16 protein-coding genes are annotated in these 19,216 nt (G+C 45.3%); 10 read left to right on the top strand and 6 right to left on the bottom strand.

Features of this window, described 5'->3' with window-relative positions; genetic code table 11:
• The first annotated feature begins 8 nt into the window (after positions 1–8).
• The 10 genes from dsrO to R7Q46_RS10595 all read left to right on the top strand — a co-directional run bounded on the left by dsrO (position 9) and on the right by R7Q46_RS10595 (position 12,086).
• Positions 9–776, top strand: a complete 768-nt coding sequence (gene dsrO / locus R7Q46_RS10640; protein ID WP_318077492.1) for a sulfate reduction electron transfer complex DsrMKJOP subunit DsrO — start codon at positions 9–11, stop codon at positions 774–776.
• Positions 773–1,903 carry an NrfD/PsrC family molybdoenzyme membrane anchor subunit gene (gene nrfD, locus R7Q46_RS10635; RefSeq protein WP_222712520.1) on the top strand — a complete coding sequence of 377 codons (1,131 nt, stop codon included), beginning with the start codon at positions 773–775 and terminating at the stop codon, positions 1,901–1,903. The genes dsrO and nrfD overlap by 4 nt, the downstream gene beginning before the upstream one ends.
• Positions 1,904–1,920: 17 nt before the next feature.
• The gene (locus R7Q46_RS10630) at positions 1,921–5,013 is read left to right on the top strand and encodes a tetrathionate reductase subunit A (protein WP_262630364.1); all 3,093 of its coding nucleotides are present in this window, start codon (positions 1,921–1,923) and stop codon (positions 5,011–5,013) included.
• A 277-nt stretch (positions 5,014–5,290) separates the two neighbouring features.
• Entirely contained in the window at positions 5,291–5,854 is a 564-nt protein-coding gene (locus tag R7Q46_RS10625) for a c-type cytochrome (RefSeq protein ID WP_370687796.1), read from the top strand.
• An 8-nt stretch (positions 5,855–5,862) separates the two neighbouring features.
• Positions 5,863–6,915, top strand: a complete 1,053-nt coding sequence (locus tag R7Q46_RS10620; protein ID WP_318077491.1) for a c-type cytochrome — start codon at positions 5,863–5,865, stop codon at positions 6,913–6,915.
• 300 nt (positions 6,916–7,215) lie between these two features.
• Positions 7,216–8,547 carry a paraquat-inducible protein A gene (locus tag R7Q46_RS10615; protein WP_054729239.1) on the top strand — a complete coding sequence of 444 codons (1,332 nt, stop codon included), beginning with the start codon at positions 7,216–7,218 and terminating at the stop codon, positions 8,545–8,547.
• Entirely contained in the window at positions 8,540–10,186 is a 1,647-nt protein-coding gene (pqiB, locus tag R7Q46_RS10610) for an intermembrane transport protein PqiB (RefSeq protein ID WP_005376682.1), read from the top strand. The genes R7Q46_RS10615 and pqiB overlap by 8 nt, the downstream gene beginning before the upstream one ends.
• Positions 10,186–10,764, top strand: a complete 579-nt coding sequence (locus tag R7Q46_RS10605) for a membrane integrity-associated transporter subunit PqiC (RefSeq protein WP_318077490.1) — start codon at positions 10,186–10,188, stop codon at positions 10,762–10,764. The genes pqiB and R7Q46_RS10605 overlap by 1 nt, the downstream gene beginning before the upstream one ends.
• A 102-nt stretch (positions 10,765–10,866) precedes the next feature.
• Positions 10,867–11,640 carry a hypothetical protein gene (locus R7Q46_RS10600; protein WP_130545143.1) on the top strand — a complete coding sequence of 258 codons (774 nt, stop codon included), beginning with the start codon at positions 10,867–10,869 and terminating at the stop codon, positions 11,638–11,640.
• 206 nt (positions 11,641–11,846) lie between these two features.
• Positions 11,847–12,086 (top strand): hypothetical protein, encoded by a 240-nt coding sequence (locus R7Q46_RS10595; protein ID WP_158156713.1) that lies wholly within the window; start codon positions 11,847–11,849, stop codon positions 12,084–12,086.
• A gap of 61 nt (positions 12,087–12,147) precedes the next feature.
• On the opposite strand, the gene R7Q46_RS10590 is transcribed toward R7Q46_RS10595, so the two are convergent.
• The 6 genes from R7Q46_RS10590 to rpsA all read right to left on the bottom strand — a co-directional run bounded on the left by R7Q46_RS10590 (position 12,148) and on the right by rpsA (position 19,209).
• Positions 12,148–13,986 carry an extracellular solute-binding protein gene (locus R7Q46_RS10590; protein ID WP_158174060.1) on the bottom strand — a complete coding sequence of 613 codons (1,839 nt, stop codon included), beginning with the start codon at positions 13,984–13,986 and terminating at the stop codon, positions 12,148–12,150.
• Between the two features lie 499 nt (positions 13,987–14,485).
• Positions 14,486–15,187, bottom strand: a complete 702-nt coding sequence (gene pyrF, locus R7Q46_RS10585; RefSeq protein WP_005376667.1) for an orotidine-5'-phosphate decarboxylase — start codon at positions 15,185–15,187, stop codon at positions 14,486–14,488.
• A gap of 84 nt (positions 15,188–15,271) precedes the next feature.
• On the bottom strand, positions 15,272–16,447 hold the full coding sequence (gene lapB, locus R7Q46_RS10580; protein WP_005376665.1) for a lipopolysaccharide assembly protein LapB: 1,176 nt from the start codon (positions 16,445–16,447) through the stop codon (positions 15,272–15,274).
• An 18-nt stretch (positions 16,448–16,465) separates the two neighbouring features.
• Positions 16,466–16,762 (bottom strand): LapA family protein, encoded by a 297-nt coding sequence (locus R7Q46_RS10575; RefSeq protein WP_206957918.1) that lies wholly within the window; start codon positions 16,760–16,762, stop codon positions 16,466–16,468.
• Positions 16,763–17,043: 281 nt separating this feature from the next.
• The gene (ihfB, locus tag R7Q46_RS10570) at positions 17,044–17,325 is read right to left on the bottom strand and encodes an integration host factor subunit beta (protein WP_005385816.1); all 282 of its coding nucleotides are present in this window, start codon (positions 17,323–17,325) and stop codon (positions 17,044–17,046) included.
• 213 nt (positions 17,326–17,538) lie between these two features.
• On the bottom strand, positions 17,539–19,209 hold the full coding sequence (gene rpsA / locus R7Q46_RS10565) for a 30S ribosomal protein S1 (protein ID WP_005385817.1): 1,671 nt from the start codon (positions 19,207–19,209) through the stop codon (positions 17,539–17,541).
• Positions 19,210–19,216: the final 7 nt, after the last annotated feature.

Genomic DNA, 19,216 nt, shown 5'->3' with positions numbered 1-19,216 from the left:
GGTGAGTTATGGATTCCACCAAACGTCGCTTTCTCAGCGCGGTCACAGCCGGAGCCGCGTTAATTCCAGTCGCAGGCATTGGCACGGCAACTGCGGGAAACATTATTCGAAATAACCAGTCCGCTGACCGAAAAGGACAAGTCGGGAAGCGTTATGCCATGGTGATAGATTTGCGTAAATGTGTCGGATGCCAGGCTTGCACTGTGGGTTGCAGCATCGAGAACCAAGCGCCAATCGGTCAGTTCCGAACCACCGTAAAGCAATACGAAGTTACGTTAGATGATGGCTCTACAGCCACGCAAGAAGCAAAAGCCTTTATGCTACCGCGCCTTTGTAACCACTGTGACAACCCACCTTGCGTGGCAGTGTGCCCGGTTCAAGCAACCTTTCAGCGCGAAGATGGTATTGTCATGGTGGATAACAGTCGCTGCGTCGCCTGCGCGTACTGTGTACAAGCTTGCCCTTACGATGCTCGTTTTATCAATGAGGACACCCTCACCGCAGATAAATGTACCTTCTGTGCTCACCGTCTAGAAAAAGGTCTATTGCCTGCCTGCGTGGAAACCTGTGTTGGCGGAGCACGTGTAATTGGTGATTTGAATGATCCATCAAGTGAAGTCCGCCGCTTAATTGCGAAGCACCAAGACGATATCAAAGTGCTAAAACCCAATGAAGGCACCAAGCCTCACGTGTTTTACATCGGCATGGATGAACGCTTCACCAGCCACATCGACGGACAACCTGCTATTTACGACCCACAAGGAGAGCGCGCATGAACATCACCGAAGTGTTAGTCCAACCTCAAGCGATGGCTTGGCTCCCGTGGGCGGTGCAGTATTTCTTCTACATCGGTTCGGCTTATGCGGCTGCTGTTTTATTCCTAATCGCCCTATTATTTGAAAAACACACCAGTCACAGACTGCGCGCTGCGCTTGTTCTGACGCTGGCCATCGGCGCCATCGTGGGGCCATTAGCGTTAACTGGCGACCTTCACCAGCCGGGACGCGCATGGCATTTTTACGTACACATCACTCCGTGGTCATGGATGTCTTTGGGGTCGCTTTTCTTGCCTGTTTTCTCAGGTTTAGCGGTAGTGACTGCATGGCTATATCTCCGCGAGGATCTTATCGCACTGCGAAATCAACCGGGAAAAGTACTACCTCTGTTATCTAAGTTGTCGCTTGGTGAATGGGCTATTTCTCACAAAGTGATGCTCACAATATCTGCAATCACCGTGTTATCAGGCTTAACCATCGCCCTTTATACTGGAGCTGAAATTGCAGTCGTTCAATCGCGCCCTTTATGGCACCAACCCGCGTCACCAATTCTTTGGTTTGTCACTGCATTTATGGGCGCGGTCGGATTTTCTCTGTTGATTTGGCTCTTGCTGCCTAGTCAGTCAAAGACGCTGACATCTGGCGATACTAATTTACTTAAAAAATCAGTGGTTACCAGCGGTGTATTAACGCTGATACTGCTACCGATTTGGGCATCCAACAATTCCGCATTTTCGCTCTATTCTAGCGAACAATGGATGCACAACATTGCCCTGCTCACTTTTGTCGTTTTAGGTTGTGTTTTGCTCGCTTTCATCTTCTTTCGCGATACCAAAAAGTCCACATCAGCCAGATTTCGTCACGTCATAGGGCTCGGTTTTGTGTCTGCTGCCGCACTGGCAAGTGCATGGCTGATTCGCTGGTTTACCATCATGGAAGTGCAAACCATCGCCAAGTTCGATGCAGGGCTGTATCCATACCAACTCACTATGGATGGAAATGGCTGGATAGGCATTATCGGCATGCTCGGATTATGGCTTGCACTGGCACTGCTCAGTTCGGAGCTGGTTCAGCCAAAACAAAAGATCGAAGTAAAAGCCTCATCACTCACCTTAACTGAACGCTAATCAAAGAGGATTTCATCATGGATAACAAACGCCGTCAGTTTTTGAAATCAGGCATTGCAGTGGGTGGGCTTGGCGCATTCGCTGCGGGTTACGCCACCACCACCAAACACATGGTCGAAGGTGCGCTCGAAGGCACTGCGGGAGAAAAAACGCGTGATATTCACCACGGTAACTCGCTTGAACCAGAGTACACGGTCAACAGCAAAGGCAACCTAATCCCTAATCCAAATCAGCGCGTTGCGCCATCGATGTGCTTTGGTTGTTGGTCACTGTGCGGATTGCGTGTACGCATTGATAACCGCAGCGACGATATTTTGCGTATTACTGGCAACCCATATCACCCACTCTCTCATCAGCAACACATTCCGTTCGAAACGCCAGTCAAAGATGCTTACTTAAGTTTGGCAGGAGAAGCGGGCCTTGACGGTCGTTCAACAGCATGCGCACGTGGCAATGGGATGTTAGAAATTCGCAACAGCCCGTACCGCATTACTCAGCCACTGAAACGAGTTGGAAAACGCGGCGAAGGAAAATGGATTCCGATCAGTTACGAACAACTGATAGAAGAAGTCGTCGAGGGCGGTGATTTATTTGGTGAAGGTCATGTTGATGGCTTACGCGACATTCGCGATTTAACAACGCCCGTTGATCCTGAAAACCCAGAATATGGACCGAAAGCCAACCAACTGTTAATGACCAACGCCGGTAACGAAGGCCGAGACGACATATTCAAACGCTTCGCGTTCAACAGCTATGGTACGCGTAACTTTGGGCATCATGGCTCTTACTGCGGCTACGCATTTCGTGCTGGCAGCGGCGCATTTATGAACGATTTAGATAAGAACGCGCACTTGAAGCCAGACTTTGATAACGCGGAATACATCATCTTCATCGGTATGTCACCAGCTCAAGCGGGTAACCCTTTTAAGCGTCAGGCGCGCCAACTCGCCAATGCGCGAACAGAAGGTAGCTTGGAATACACCATCATCACACCAAGTTTGCCTGCTGGTTCATCGAGCTTGGCTGCCGGTGACAACAACCGCTGGGTACCAATCAAACCAGGCACCGACTCTGCCCTCGTGCTTGGCATGATCCAGTGGATCATCGAAAACCAACGCTACAACAAAACCTTCTTAACCCAACCGGGGGTGAACGCAATGAAACGAGCTAGCACCGCGCACTGGTGTAATGCTACGCATCTCGTGATAAGCGATAATCAGCACCCGAGAAACGGCACGTTTTTACGCGCGTCGGACTTGAATCTGCCATTCGAGGGCGAAGCGTTGTCTGACTCCGATCCGTACGTCATCGTGGATGATCAAAGCGGCGAATTTGGTGTTCATACCCAGACAGGAGAAGCGGCACTGTTTGTCGATAAAACGGTTTCGCTTGCATCAGGCGAAGTGCGAGTAAAATCTTCCCTGCAAAGACTCAAAGAAGAGGCGTTCAAATACAGTCTTGAGTTCTACAGCCAACAATGTGAGATTCCTGTCGAACAAATTGTTGAACTAGCAAAACGCTTCACCAGTCACGGAACAAAAGCGGTGGTCGATACCCACGGTGGCAACATGCACACCAACGGGTTCTATAACTCGTTTACCATCATGATGCTCAATGCGTTGATTGGTAATATCAATATGAAAGGCGGCGCGATGGCCAAAGCGGGTGGCTACCCAACTTCCGCTGCGGGTCCTCGTTACGACTTCACCAAATTTGCTGGCAAAGTCGGCCCGAAAGGCGTCTTTTTGTCGCGCAGTAAATTCCCCTACCACAAAACCAGCGAATACAAACGTCGCGTTGAGGCAGGTGAATCACCTTACCCAACTCGCGCCCCTTGGTATCCGTTTGCCGCGCCACTGCTGACAGAGCACCTATCTGCGGCTATTGATGGGTATCCATACCGCGTTAAAGCGTGGATCAACCACATGGCGAACCCAATGTATGGTGTACCCGGTTTGAAAACGCTGCTGGAAGACAAGCTTAAAGATCCAAAACAACTCGGTTTGATTGTGTCTGTTGATGCGTTCATTAACGAAACCACCGCGTTGTCGGACTATATTGTGCCGGACACGGTCACCTACGAAAGCTGGGGTATGGCAACGCCTTGGCACGACGTTCCGGTGAAAACCGTCACCGCTCGTTGGCCGATTGTGGGAGCGCGAACAGAGAAAACCGCCGATGGTCGTTCAATTTGCTTAGAAAACTTTTTGATTGATGTCGCCAAGAAAATGCAACTGGGCGGCTTTGGTGACAACGCGATTCAAGATGCGCAAGGGAATTGGCACGCTCTCCACAGCGCTGAAGATTTCTACTTACGTTCCGCGGCAAACTTGGCTTATGTGAAAGGCGGGGTGCCTGAAGTTTCGGCAGAAGACATTGCGTGGTCCGGCCTAGAGCGTTTAATGCCAGCCATGCAGAAGACGCTGACAGCGGATGAGATGAAACGTGTGGCGTTTATTTTTGCTCGCGGTGGACGTTTTGAAAATGCAACCGAAGCGTATCAAGGTGAGCAAATGAAGCACAAATGGACACGACCTGTCGCGATATGGAATGAACGTGTCGGCAGCGCAAGAAACACCATGACCGGTGATTTCTACACGGGTTGCCCAACATGGCATCCACAAAAACTGGCCGATGGCACATCAATGGAAGACCAGTTCCCAAGCTCAGAATGGCCTTTCAGCCTGACGAACTTTAAATCCAACATTCACAGTGCGGTATCCAATCTATCGCCAAGGTTGAACTCGATTAAAGGCGTAAACCCAGTGTACATCCATCCAATCGATGCCGAGTGCGCAGGCATTAAAACGGGTGATGAGTTTGTTATCGAGACACCATCTGCAAGCACCAAAGCACTTGCGATGATAGTCAGCGGGATTCGCCCTGGCACACTCGGATTTGAACATGGGTTTGGCCATACCGAGCTAGGACAACGCTCGCACTGGATCGGCGATAAGCAACAACCCGTAAAAACGCGCAGCCAAGATGGCGTCAATATTAACGACATTGGCTTAATTGACCCTACTCGAGAAGGCAAAGGCGTGTTGTTGGATTGGGTCGTGGGCGCGGCGGCACGTCAGTCCCTGCCGGCCAAAATCCGCAAAGCGTAACGCCGCACGTTAAGACGTCTCTACCGCTTAGAGCTGCCGATTTGTGCAGCTCTTCACCACTTTGTTTTTATCGCTTATAGAACAACCAATAAAAACAAATACGGCCATTTACACTTATTAAATATGTGGAAATCCACAATACCTTTCATTATTGACAAGGCCGACAATATTGTCCAAGTGACTACCAAGTAGCACTTAGACATATTAATAAAAATTAAAGTGAGTCAGCATGTCAAAAATTCTTCCAGTGGTGGTGGCCTGTTTGTTAGCAACCACTATGGGCGCAAGCGCCTCGTCTATTCCGGAAAAAGCCAGCGTATGTAGCGGTTGTCACGGCCAAGATGGCATGGGACAGCCAAATATCGCGCCGATGATCGCTGGTTTAAACGCGAATTATCTCAACACTCAAATCGAACTATTCCTTAGTGGCGAACGCCAAAATGTGGTCATGCAAGGCATGGCGAAGGAACTCAGCGACCCCGCAGACCGTAAGGAAGTTATGGAGTACTTTGCTAACCTCCCGAGCTATGAGTTCACGAATCCAGAACAACGCGGCGACCAAGCTGATATTCGTAACCCGTATCGTAAATTAATTTTCCAAGGCGATTGGGATAGAAATATTCCAGCTTGCGCAACTTGTCATGGAGCCAGCGGTATGGGCGTCGACAAGTTCCCTCGCCTCGCAAGCCAACATGCTGATTACTTAAAAACGCAATTGATGGCATGGAAAAACGGCACTCGCAGTGGCGACCCGCTCAATATGATGGGGACCATCGCAAAAAATCTCACTGACAAAGAGATCGAAAATCTTGCTTACTACTTTGCCTCATTACGTTACTAGGAGCAGTCATGAAACGTTTCTATTCTTTGTTCGCACTGCCTTTCATTTCTACGCTCGTACTAGCTAACGATCCATTACCGGACCGCCAGAAAGAGCTACCTGCGATAGAAAAAGATAAGCACGGTGAATACTTAAAACCGCGTGATCTCAGCACAATCCCAAACACCGCATTTGGTGAGCAAGTAAAACGCGGTTACTCGCTCTTTGTTAACTCACAACAAATGCGCGGAAAATACGTTGGCAACGAACAAAACTGTGTGAACTGCCATATGGAGGCAGGACGAAAAGCAAACGCTGCGCCACTGTGGGCAGCTTACATGGCATACCCTGCATATCGTAAGAAAAACGATCGCGTAAACAGCTATGCTGACCGTATCCAAGGTTGTTTCGAGTATTCCATGAACGGTAAAGCGCCCGCTTACGATTCGACAGAAATTGTTGCCCTTAGTGCTTACGCCTACTGGTTAGCGATGGGCGGCTTGCTTGACAAACATGGTATGGCGGATAAACCCATTCCAGAACTAGACGCAAAAACGTTGCAAATTGGTGGAAAAGCAAAAGACTTCCCGTTGCCCGAAGCCATCGCACAAGCATTACCAATTGAAAAGCGGGGTAATCTCTCTGGGCGTGGCTACCCAAAAATCGCCGCCCCTGAGCAAGAACCATCAATAGAGCGAGGCGCATTGGTCTACGAAAAGAACTGTGAAACTTGCCATCGCGCCGACGGTTCAGGCATCAAAGACACCAACGACCATTCATACATTCCACCACTTTGGGGCGAATATGCGTATAACTGGGGCGCAGGTATGCACCGGATTAACACTGCAGCCTATTTTATTTACGAAAACATGCCGCTTGGGAAAAGTGTGCAGCTGACAGAGCAAGAAGCTTGGGATGTCGCAGCATACGTCAACAGCCATGAGCGTCCACAAGATCCTCGATTCAAAGGCAATGTCACCGCAAAAGCGGAGAAATATCACCAGCACCAAGGCTATTACGGCAAAACGCTCAACGGTACGCAAGTCGGGGCCAATGCCTTTAATAGCGGAACGGTCAAATAAAGTACAACTAACCACTTTAAATAAAATACTCTTTTCCCTGCTCAGATTATCTGGGCAGGATTACTTACCCTTAAAAACAAGTAATTACCCCTCCACAGACAAGCAATATCACATTATTTTCGACTTCCAACATACTCATCTTCGCCGTAAAATCTTGTACCAAACGCGACTTCGTTTATGTCTTAGATCTCCCATATGCTCTAATGCCAAAAGTAAGAAACTCGTAAACTCCTGAATCAAAACAAGCGTGCCTAGTGAAAAAAGAGTATTCTTAAAGCAAATGAATCTAAAACCTACCCGATGAGTATTCAACCTAATTCCCGTCAGTTAATTTCATGCGAAGAGTGCGGCCTTGTTGTTCGCATTCCCGATATCGAACAGGGGCAAAAAGCACAATGTCCTCGATGTTCGCATTCGCTGACTAAAGTGAATGCCAAGCCTTACCAAAGCGTGATCGCCATATCATCGGCATGTTTGATCATGTTAGTGCTAAGCATTTCTTTCCCTTTTATGTCGTTCAGCGTGCAAGGGTTGTCGCAAGAAATCACCTTGTTGCACGCTGCAAAAATGCTGGCTGAGTTTCAAAATGTGCTTTTGGGTGTGCTGTTACTCGCAACAGTTATCGTTTTACCTGCAATCTATGTTGGCCTCATTCTCTTTCTTCACCTTGAAGCATTAAAAGCACGTAAACATACCCCCTCTAAAAAGCAGCAACGAATGGCAAAAGTTTTATGCCGTCTTCTGTTTCGAGTCGAACCCTGGTTAATGGTGGATGTCTTTTTGATTGGCGTGTTGGTCAGCTTAATTAAAATCGCTTCTCTGGCAGACATTGGAATGGGGACTTCATTCTGGGCGTTCTGCGTTTATACCGTACTGGTAGTCAAATGCATATCAATGGTCGACAAAAGCTGGCTCTGGGGGCACTTTATTCCAGCTATCGAGCTATCTAATGTAAAAGAGGGTGATACGCACCATAACCACAACCATATTGGTTGTCATACGTGTCACCAGCTCAACCCTATTGAAGCTAAAAAACACCAACACTGCATTCGTTGTAAAAGCCCTATTCACAAATACAACCCCGCAGACAACTTACAAAAAGCTTGGGCGCTTTTGTTTGCTTCAGTCATTTTCTATATCCCTGCGAACCTCTACCCTATGATGTACACCGTAAGTCTTGGACATGCAGAAGGTTCAACTATCATGGAGGGGGTAATATTGCTTTGGCATTTAGGTTCTTACCCTATTGCGATGGTAATTTTCTTTGCTAGCGTATTTATTCCAATGGCGAAAATGCTGGCACTCGCGTGGCTGTATTACAATGCGCAAAAAGCGCGATATCTTCCGCACGAAGAGAGTATTTCACGCTTAAAGATCTACCGTATAACTGAGTTTATTGGCCGTTGGTCCATGATCGATATCTTCGTCGTCGCGATCTTAGTTGCACTGGTTCAACTGCAAAACTTAATGGCGATTTATCCAGGTCCTGCTGCGCTCTCTTTCGCGGCAGTGGTCATTTTTACTATGCTTTCTGCAATGATATTTGACTCACGTTTGTTGTGGCAATTGCCACAAAACGAAGTGCAGGAGCCGATTTCTGACAACTTAAACGAGAAAGCCAAATATGAGTGATGAGAACAACGTAACCGCTCAAATAAAACCGCAAAAGCAGATTTCTGCGATATGGATTGTCCCGATCCTTGCGCTAGCCATGGGAGCGTGGATGCTGTTCCAATATATCAACAGTACAGGCCCACAAATTACTCTCCAACTGCCAACCGCAGATGGGATTGAGGTTGGCAAAACCGAAATCCGAGCATTGAATGTAAAAGTCGGACTGATTACTGAAGTCACTCTCAGTGAAAATTACGATCACATCATCGCTAAGGCACAAATGAACAAGGATGCAGAGCGCATGCTGCGAGATGACACCATGTTTTGGGTGGTGAAGCCTCGTATTGGCCGTGATGGCGTTTCTGGTTTAGAGACCTTGCTCTCTGGCGCTTATATCCAACTTCAACCGGGTAAATCTAAGATAGAGAAAGAGCGCTTTACGGTCTTAGATGTTCCCCCAGTGGCCTCTCCTGATGCAGAGGGGTTACGCCTTGTGTTAACACACCGCGAGGCTGGTAAGCTAGGCGTTGGTGACCCCGTCATTTATAAAGGCTTTACGGTTGGTCGTGTAGAGAAAACCAGCTTTGATGTTGACACTCGCAAAGCGTTATACCAACTCTTTATTTTCAAGCCTTATGACAGCTTAGTGCGCACTCGTACCAAGTTCTGGCTGAATTCTGGCGTAGATTTACAGCTCAACGCTGAAGGGTTCGAAGTCAAGTTTGGCTCATTAGAGAGCATGCTAACGGGTGGTGTTACCTTCGATACCGTTCCAGGTCTTGAATCCGGTGAACAGCTCACTGAAAATATGGTCAACTTCCGCTTGTACGATGATATTAAACAACTTCGAGAAGGTATGTACGATGATTATATTGAATTCGTTATGCTTTTTGATGAATCGGTACGAGGACTTAAACGTAAGGCACCTGTCGAATATCGAGGCTTGAGAATTGGTACTGTGATGCGTGTACCAATGCGACTTCCAACCCCAGAAGAGAACTTTTCTGCGAAAAAAATCCCTGTATTGGTACGTATCGAGCTCGGCCGTGTTTATGGCGATTTCCAATCCCAATCTTTACCAATGTTAAAAGATAAATTGAAGAGTGAGTTTGCTAAAGGCCTACGTGGTACTTTAAAAACAGGTAACTTATTAACAGGCGCACTGTATGTTGACGCCGACTTCTATCCAAATGACGAGCCTTACGTACCGAGTAAGTTTGCTGATTTAGATGTTTTCCCAACCATGCGTGGTGGTTTTGCGCAGGTTCAGCGCCAAGTGAACGACTTCCTAAATAAGATTAATAACTTACCGATGGAAGAAACGCTAGATTCTCTCAATTCAACGTTAAAAACGTCTGAAAAAACGTTAGCTTCAGCAGAACGCGTGGCGGACAGTATTGATAAACTTTTGAATCAAAAAGAGACGCAAGAGATCCCAACAGATATTCGCCAAAGCTTACAGCAATTACAAAAAACACTCGATGGTTATGGACCCAACTCAACCATGTACAGCGAAATGGAAGCCACGCTAAAAGAATTAGAAAGCGTGATGACAGAGTTTAAACCCGTACTTAAACAGCTAAACGAAAAGCCAAACTCTCTCGTGTTTGGAGAAGATGAAATCAGTGACCCAATACCAGTTAAAGGCCAAAACTAATGAAACGAGTATTCTTTCTGTCTATCGCGCTATTTGTCGGTCTAACGGGTTGCAGTAGCGCTCCGCAAACTAAAGGAGCTATGTACCTTCTACCTAAGGCGGAACCAGTGACGCTGAGCTCTTCTGATATCGCTCAGCGCCCAACTTTAGTTGTTCGTCCAGTGACATTGGCGAGTTATTTGAATGATAATGGCATTGTTTATCGAACCTCTGAGACCCAAGTTATTCAGGCAAAACACAATCAATGGGCGCACAGTATTTCTGAGCAAATCACTCAGAGAGTTGTCGCGGAACTACGTCAAAAGCAAAGTCATTACTGGCCGACTGAAATGAATAATCTGTTGGATCAAAGCGGTGAAGCCAAACTCCAGCTTACGTTAAATAAATTTAATGGCAGCTACAAAGGTCATATCGAAATTGAGGGGGAATGGTTACTCATTAATTCCGAAGGTAAGGTAGAAAACAGCGCGCCAATACAAATCTCTCAGCCGCTTCAAGATGAGGGCTATGAAGCGCTCGTCAACGCTTTATCCATAGGCTTAGAAAGCCTAACCTCAGACATTGCCAAACAACTCTAAGTCAATGTTAATTACAGGGAAGCAAGTTGCTTCCCTTTTTTATGCAGAGTGTAGCGACTTCTACTAAGCTGAAAGCTGACGAAAAGCCGAAAAGGAAATTGGATGAAACCATGTAACCTGCTATCACTCTCCTCACTCATTCTTGTATTACCTACATCAGTAGCGCTCTCAGCCGAGACACAAGAATCTCGTTGGCGAAATAGCATAGAAGTGTACATGCTAGGACTGAATATCCACGGGGATACCAGTATTGGTCGCTTTTCATCAGAGGTGGATGTCGATCCTAAGTTCATCGTAGACCACCTCGATATTGGGGCGATGTTGCGATTCGAGAGTATTTACCAAAGTAAGTGGGGCTACTACATAGATTATAGTTTCATGAACTTAAGTGGTGATGTTAATAATATCAAGGGCGCTCTGCCTAACGCTCGTTATCGTGCGGACATCGAAATACGGCAAGGTGTTCTAGAAGCAAAGGCATTCCAACGCGAACAATATTCATTTGGTAAACTGGATTATATGTTTGGATTACGTTGGTGGGACAATGACATCACCGGCAAGCTGTATCGTAATGATAACCGGGTACTAGAAGATAGACTGTCATTACAAGAAGATTGGGTCGATTTTTTAGTTGGCTTGCGACTCATTGATGAATTGAGCGAAAACTGGCGACTTCATGCCAGCATCGACGCCGGACTTGGCAACGATACTCACTTCACTTATGCCATTCAAACTGGTGTTCGTTATCGCTTTAACGAATGGTCTGATCTCAACTTAGCTTACAAGTCGACCTGGGTCGATTACAAAAATGAAGAGGTATTTGAATATGATACGGCTTCTCAAGGGCTTTTAGTCGGACTTGGCTTTTACTTTTGATCAGGTGAAACCCTAGCCTATATTCAAGCGTTGTAACGTGTACTAGCTCTAGGTACACGTCTAGTGCCGCGTTACAGATGCTTAAATAAGGCAAATTGATCTTCATCAGACTATAAATTGCTCTTCGGTGTTACTCTCTGTCGCAAAATATAAAACCCCACTCTATGACCTCATATAGGTCTTGTTGATAAGGTTCCCGAGTAGCAATGTCGATTAACATTTCCGATTTAACCACCGCCCTAAATAAGGTGGAGCATATTCATAAAGTGCAGCTTGAAAACATACATCAGTTCTTCAAAGCAAACGAAGCTTTCTCGTTGCAAACATTCAGCCAGCTGATATCCAGCGACTCGCTTGATGATCGATTTAAAACCATCGATAAAGCGTTCTCTTTGCTTGGTGATGCAAAAACCTACCTTTTAGAAGTGTCTTACCTTATTAAGTAAAAAAAGAAAGCCCCGATAAAATTCATTACCGGGGCTATCATTTTCTATCTAAACTAATGACTTACAATTTGTAACGATCATCAATTACCGTTAATTCTGGGAAGGTTTTACCCTCGGCCATCGCTTCTTCTGTCTCTTCTTTTACTTGGTTATCAATCCAGAAATTACCGATATCCATTGGATGAAGCACCCATTCTGTCGCTTTTGTCATGCCGTTTTTAGGAATTTTAACCCAGCGCCAATGAGCAACTCGAGAATAAGGCACCATGTAGCCAGGAACGATGATATTCGCTTTGCTGACATAGTTTTGGATTTGATGCGACAAGTCATAACGCTTCTCCTGATCAAACTCAGAATCATACGCTTCAATTAACTTGTCTAGCTCAGGGCTGCTGTAGTTGGTGTGAGCATTCGTTTGTGGTCGATTTGCATTATCCGAGTGTAGGTATTCCCAATAGGCAGGGATCTCACCAGAGCCCATATTCAAAAACGCTAACTGATGCTTTTTCTCAAGAATGTATTTAAACGCAGATGAGCCATCCACCAAGTTTAACGTGAACTCAAGACCAGCAAGTTTCGCTTGCTCTTTCAGGTATGCAATACGCGGTGTCCAAGAGTTGTATCCGTAGGTGATAGCAAAGCTCAAGCGTTGGCCCTTGTCGTTAACACGAATACCATCTGCGCCCACTTTGTCAAAGCCCGCTTTTTCGAAGTGTTTAACCGCCGCATCAGCATCAAACTTTGGCGGTGTATTGTTAGGATCATCGTATTCGCCATGACCAAAGCCGAGTCCATGCGGTTTACGTGAATAATCTCCACGCATGATGTTTTCAATCATGCCGTCATAGTCAGTGGCTGCCATAACACCTTTACGCACTTCTAGGTTATCCAACATCGGCATCGCTGTGTTCATCCAAAGACCACCAGCTCCTTGCGGTGCTTCGTTAAAGCCCCAGTACTTTTGGATATAGCCTTTTTTGTACACATCACTATTGGTTTTGTCATGCCAAAAGCTTGGTAGCACCATCTCAAAGTAGTCTAAGTTACCTTTCTCAAAGTGCTTCATGGCAATATCAGGATCGCGAATTACCTTAATGCGAACCTTTTCAACGTTATAACGGTTTTTATAGTAGCGGTTGTTGTATCCCCACCAATCTTCACCGACATGTTTGAATGTCACGCTCTTACCTTTCTTCACTTGATCAATGTAGTAAGGCGCTGCGGTTGGCTCAGATTTAAAGTTAAACTTTCTGACGAAGTTATCAGGCATGCCATCGTTATTTGCGTCCTTTTCTCCTTCAAAGAAGTGTTCAGGACGAGGCTGAAAACCATTACTTGGCATGTTAATCATAACCATAAGTGAGTCATGACTTTGAGCTACAGCAAGATTGACTTTGATCGTGTAGTCATCAATTTTTTCAACACTCACAATACTGTTTGTGAAGAAGTCGTTATACCACGGGTCGATAATGTCTTTTGACGTGTAGTACTTCATCATAAAGACGTAATCATCTGCTGTAATTTTTTCACCATCTGACCACTCGGCCGTTTCGTCGAGTTTAAAGAATACGGTTTTGTTGTCCTCTCCAAATGCCCATGACTTAGCAAGTTGAGGGATCCATTTGCCAGTATTTGGATGACGCTGAGCCAGTTTTGGTGAACCATCCATTAAGTATTGGCGCAAACCTGAGTTCGCATCTGGACCAACACTTCGTAATGTTTGCGGAAAGCTCTGAATGTAAGTGCGATAGGTGCCACCTCGTACCGCTTCTTCAGAGGCAAATAGAGGTTCGTTGTTGTTTGAAATCCATTCGATATCAGCTGGCAATTCTGCCGCACTCAGTTGAAAACTGGCAGCGGTCAGTGTTGCTAGTACTGAAAATGGCAGTTTTTTAGTCATGTTTCTTCCTTGTTGTGTTTGCGCACTAAGGTCGTAACAAGGAAGACAGCGTGTGAAAGCTCACAGAAAGCTGCGATTTAAAATACGCAGATAGGAAATAATAGGAACGTAATATGAAGTGACGTCCTGCCAGCTTCTATATTAATTTCAAAGAGTTTCACTAGGTCATCCTAGACCTTACAACGCAGTAAATGCATCTTCGCCATAGTATTCTTTAGACATTTGTAACGCAAGCCATCAATAACACATGATTGCATTTTCGAGGCATCACAGTGAGTTATGTTACAAAAGTGTGATCGGCATAGTACCAAGCCCTACTTTACTCAGAATAAACCGCAGAACCTTTATCTCAATTGGCCCCGATATACCAGTTAAAGCAAGTAAATGATCAGACATAGCTGGTTAAAAGGAATGGTTGTTTACCGCGATTAGTATTTTCATTCGATATAAAAAGTGAGGCATCTTAGCCTCACTTTTCTCCATACAATCGAGACAGTGCTTACATGTTAGATAAGCTCTCATTGATCGACTTCAGCACTTCTGCAGGATTTGACGCTTGAGTGATAGGGCGACCAATCACAAGATAATCTGAACCTGATTGGATAGCGTCTACTGGCGTCATGATACGGCGTTGGTCACCTTGTTCTGAACCAGCAGGTCGAATACCAGGGGTCACTAATTTAAATTCTTGGCCTAGTTCGCTCTTCAGTAGTGAGGACTCTTGCGCTGAACATACCACGCCATCTAAACCTGCGTTTTTGGTCAAGGTTGCTAGACGAATAACTTGCTCCTGAGGCGCAACATTCAAACCAATACCAGCTAAATCACTTTGTTCCATACTGGTTAGTACCGTTACACCGATAAGAAGTGGACGATCTTTACCATATGGTTCAAGAATTTCACGTGATGCCGTCATCATACGCTCACCACCGCTCGCGTGTACGTTCACCATCCATACACCCATTTCAGCCGCAGCGCGAACTGCTTTCGAACAGGTGTTTGGAATATCGTGAAATTTTAAATCTAGGAATACAGAGAAACCACGTTTATGGAGTTCACGTACAAAATCAGGACCAAATAGCGTAAACATCTCCTTGCCAACTTTTAGTCGGCATGACGCAGGATCAATTCTATCTACAAACGCAAGTGCATCTGCTTGGTTATCATAATCCAGTGCGACAATAACTTTTTGGTCGATCATTTCATCTCCTAACTGTTTTGGTTCTTATTAAATAAAAAGTTAAAAAAATGCAGCGGACAGAAACTCTGCCAGCTGCATTAAGAATTATTCACCATCCAATCCGCGGATTGGCTTGATCGTCCCCCATCCTTTACAGGACGGACAATGCCAATAAAGGGAATGGGTAGAAAATCCACACTTCCGGCATCGGTAATGCGGTTTCACTTTTAACTGTTCACCCACCATCGCTTGTAGTGTTGATAGGCTGTCTTTCGCTCGACCATCTTCTGCTTCTGCAATGTGGTAGTCAATTAAACGGTAGAAGCCCTTCATGGTTGGGTTTTTCAGCAATTGTTTCGTCAGTAACTCTTGAGCAGCCCCAACGTTCTCGTGATGAGCAACTAATTGAGCCAACATCAACTCGGCTGATACGCCTGCTTTCTTATCAATGCAAGCTCGCAGAAATTCGACAAGTTCATCTTCCTGACCCAGATGATGATAGCATTCTGCAATAGTTGGCAAGACATCACTGATAAAGTCTTTATCTTGCTCAAGTACCCCCGTCAGATATTTGATGGTGTGCTTATAGTCTTCAGACTCTAGGTAAATTCGTCCCAAAGCTATACTTGCTCGAACACACTTCGGGTCTTCCGCTAACGCTTTTTTAAAATGCTGTATTGCCTTATTAGTATTCCCATCAGCTTGGTCGAGCATGGCTATTTCACACCAAAAATGGGCAATATTTGCACGCATCCTTGAGCGTTTATTACCTAACTTAGCCAATTGGTTCGCGTAATAAATCGCCTTTTCCCATTCTCGTGTTTGCTGATAAATGGTCACTAATTGTTGAAGAGCCGCCTCTTTGTAATCTGGCTCTTCGACTAACTGTTCAAAGATTTTCTCTGCACGATCAAGAAAACCTGAGACCATGTAGTCTTTCGCTAACTGTTGAAGGGCGAGGTTCTTTTGGTCCAGTGTTAAGCCTGAACGAGAAATAAGATTTTGGTGAATTCTGATTGCGCGGTCGACTTCACCACGAGACCGGAACAGGTTACCCAACGCAAGGTGAGTATCGATGGTCTCGTTATCAACTTGGAGCAATTCAATAAAGTGATCGACAGCCTTATCTGATTGGTCAGAGAGCAGCAGATTAAGACCCGTCATATACTGACGAGAGATTTGATGAGATTGCTTCTGCTTGTCTTGCTGAGCGCTGCGATGCCCCATATACCAGCCATACGCAGCAGCTATAGGCAACAACAAGAAGAGTAGTTCAAGCATTAAAGTTAAGCCTTATCCTTATGCCTGTTTTTCAATGGCTGGCTTATCAGCAGCGTTGCTTGATTCAGTTGGTTCGTACTTTTTCAGTTTTTTCTTTAAACGACGGACCTGTAGCTGAGTTTTCAGTTGGATGCTACCAAAGATAACCCACGCTAAAGCAAAGCCAACCACAAATACTACACCTAATAGCGTAGATAAGTGGAACTCTCCTTTTGCTAGAAGATAGTTAAAAGTCACGAGCTCTTGGTTTTGGGAACCTAACGCCAATGCAATTAAAAAGAGAGCTAAAACAGCAACGATTTTTATAATTTTCATGTTACATCACCCTTCTAGGAGTAAGTCGGTAAGATTATGCAGGAAAATGCTTCTTCAGACTACGTATATTAGCAATAATCTATACCCAAGTAACCTCAAGATGCTTAGTTTGTAGACATGCTTAGAAGTTAAAGTTATTTGGGTATAGAAAGCAGCAAGGAAAACGGCTGAATCCACAATTAGATTAGTAAACGATCTTGGATGTATGACTAACTTGGATACATTACAAAAAAGCGGCATACACAAACGTATGCCGCTTTTTTCAAACTAATAAGAGTGCATTAACCAATATTTACACGCTCACGAAGTTCTTTACCTGGTTTGAAATGTGGAACGTATTTACCTTCCAATTCCACTTTATCGCCCGTTTTAGGGTTACGACCTACGCGAGGCTCGCGGTAATGAAGAGAAAAACTACCAAAGCCACGGATCTCGATACGGTCACCGCTCTCTAGTGTAGAGGCCATGTGCTCTAAAATATCTTTTACAGCATCCTCTACCTCTTTCGCTGATAAGTGTGTTTGCTCAGCGCAGAGTCTTTCAATCAGTTCAGACTTAGTCATAGTTGCCCTCTTTGAGTATCTTTATCACTTATTATAGTAAGTAATACTAATTCCAACAAACACTTGCTGACAATTCTAGACAAATTTTATGCAAAATGCGCAATGAAGAAATGCCTTTTATTAAGATAGTTTACTGTCATTAGTATTACTACTTAAATATGACCAAATATAAAAAAGGAGCCTTGCGGCTCCTTTTTTGCTTAAGCGAGTATATTATTCGCCTTTAGCAGCTTTGAAAGCGTCAGCCATTGCGTTACCGAATGCATTGTCATCTTGCTTGTTGATAGATGCCATTGCTTCTTGCTCGTCAGCTTCGTCTTTAGCTTTGATAGATAGGTTGATTACGCGGTTCTTACGGTCTACACCTGTGAACTTCGCTTCAACAACATCACCAGCGCTTAGGATTAGAGAAGCATCTTCTACGCGATCGCGTGATACTTCAGAAGCACGGATGTAACCTTCAACGCCTTCTGCGATTTCAACAGTAGCGCCTTTAGCGTCAACAGCAGTTACAGTAGCGTTAACTAGAACACCTTTCTTGTTGTCAGCAACGTAAGCATTGAATGGGTCATTTTCCATTTGCTTGATGCCTAGAGAGATGCGCTCACGCTCAGCGTCTACTGCTAGAACAACTGCAGAGATCTCGTCGCCTTTCTTGTACTCACGTACAGCTTCTTCGCCAGCAACATTCCAAGAAATGTCAGATAGGTGAACTAGACCGTCGATGCCGCCTTCTAGACCGATGAAGATACCGAAGTCAGTGATAGACTTGATCTTACCAGTAACTTTGTCGCCTTTAGCTTGTGCTTCAGCGAATGACTGCCATGGGTTAGCTTTACACTGTTTCAGACCTAGAGAGATACGACGACGTTCTTCGTCGATTTCAAGAACCATAACCTCAACTTCGTCGCCAACATTAACAACTTTAGAAGGGTGGATGTTCTTGTTAGTCCAATCCATTTCTGAAACGTGAACTAGACCTTCAACGCCTTCTTCGATTTCAACGAAGCAGCCGTAGTCAGTTAGGTTAGTTACGCGACCAGTTAGTTTGTGACCTTCTGGGTAACGCTTAGCGATTGCTACCCATGGATCTTCGCCTAGTTGCTTAAGACCTAGTGATACGCGAGTACGCTCACGGTCGAACTTAAGAACTTTAACTTGGATCTCGTCACCAACGTTAACGATTTCAGATGGGTGCTTAACGCGCTTCCAAGCCATATCAGTGATATGTAGAAGACCGTCAACGCCACCTAGGTCAACGAACGCACCGTAGTCAGTAAGGTTCTTAACGATACCTTTAACTTCAGAACCTTCTTGTAGAGTTTCTAGAAGCTCGTCACGCTCAACGCTGTTCTCTGATTCGATAACTGCACGACGTGAAACAACTACGTTGTTACGTTTTTGGTCAAGTTTGATAACTTTGAACTCTAGCTCTTTGTTTTCTAGGTGAGCAGTGTCGCGGATTGGACGTACGTCTACTAGAGAGCCAGGAAGGAAAGCACGGATACCGTTTAGTTCAACAGTGAAACCGCCTTTAACTTTACCGTTGATGATACCAACAACAGTTTCAGCTTCTTCGTAAGCTTTCTCAAGTACGATCCAAGCTTCGTGACGCTTAGCTTTCTCACGAGAAAGTTGAGTTTCACCGAAACCATCTTCAACAGCGTCTAGAGCTACGTCTACTTCAGCGCCAACTTCAACTTCAAGTTCGCCAGCAGCGTTCTTGAACTGTTCAGCAGGGATAGCAGATTCAGACTTAAGACCAGCGTCAACAAGAACGAAACCGTTCTCGATAGCTACTACAGTACCTTTAACGATGCTGCCTTGTTGGAATTCTGTTTCGTTTAGAAACTCTTCAAAGAGTTGAGCAAAAGATTCAGTCATTTAATTA

The organism is Vibrio sp. 811 (assembly GCF_033339195.1).
Note: the sequence above shows the minus strand (reverse complement) of the source record. Positions and strands in the feature narration are given on the sequence as shown.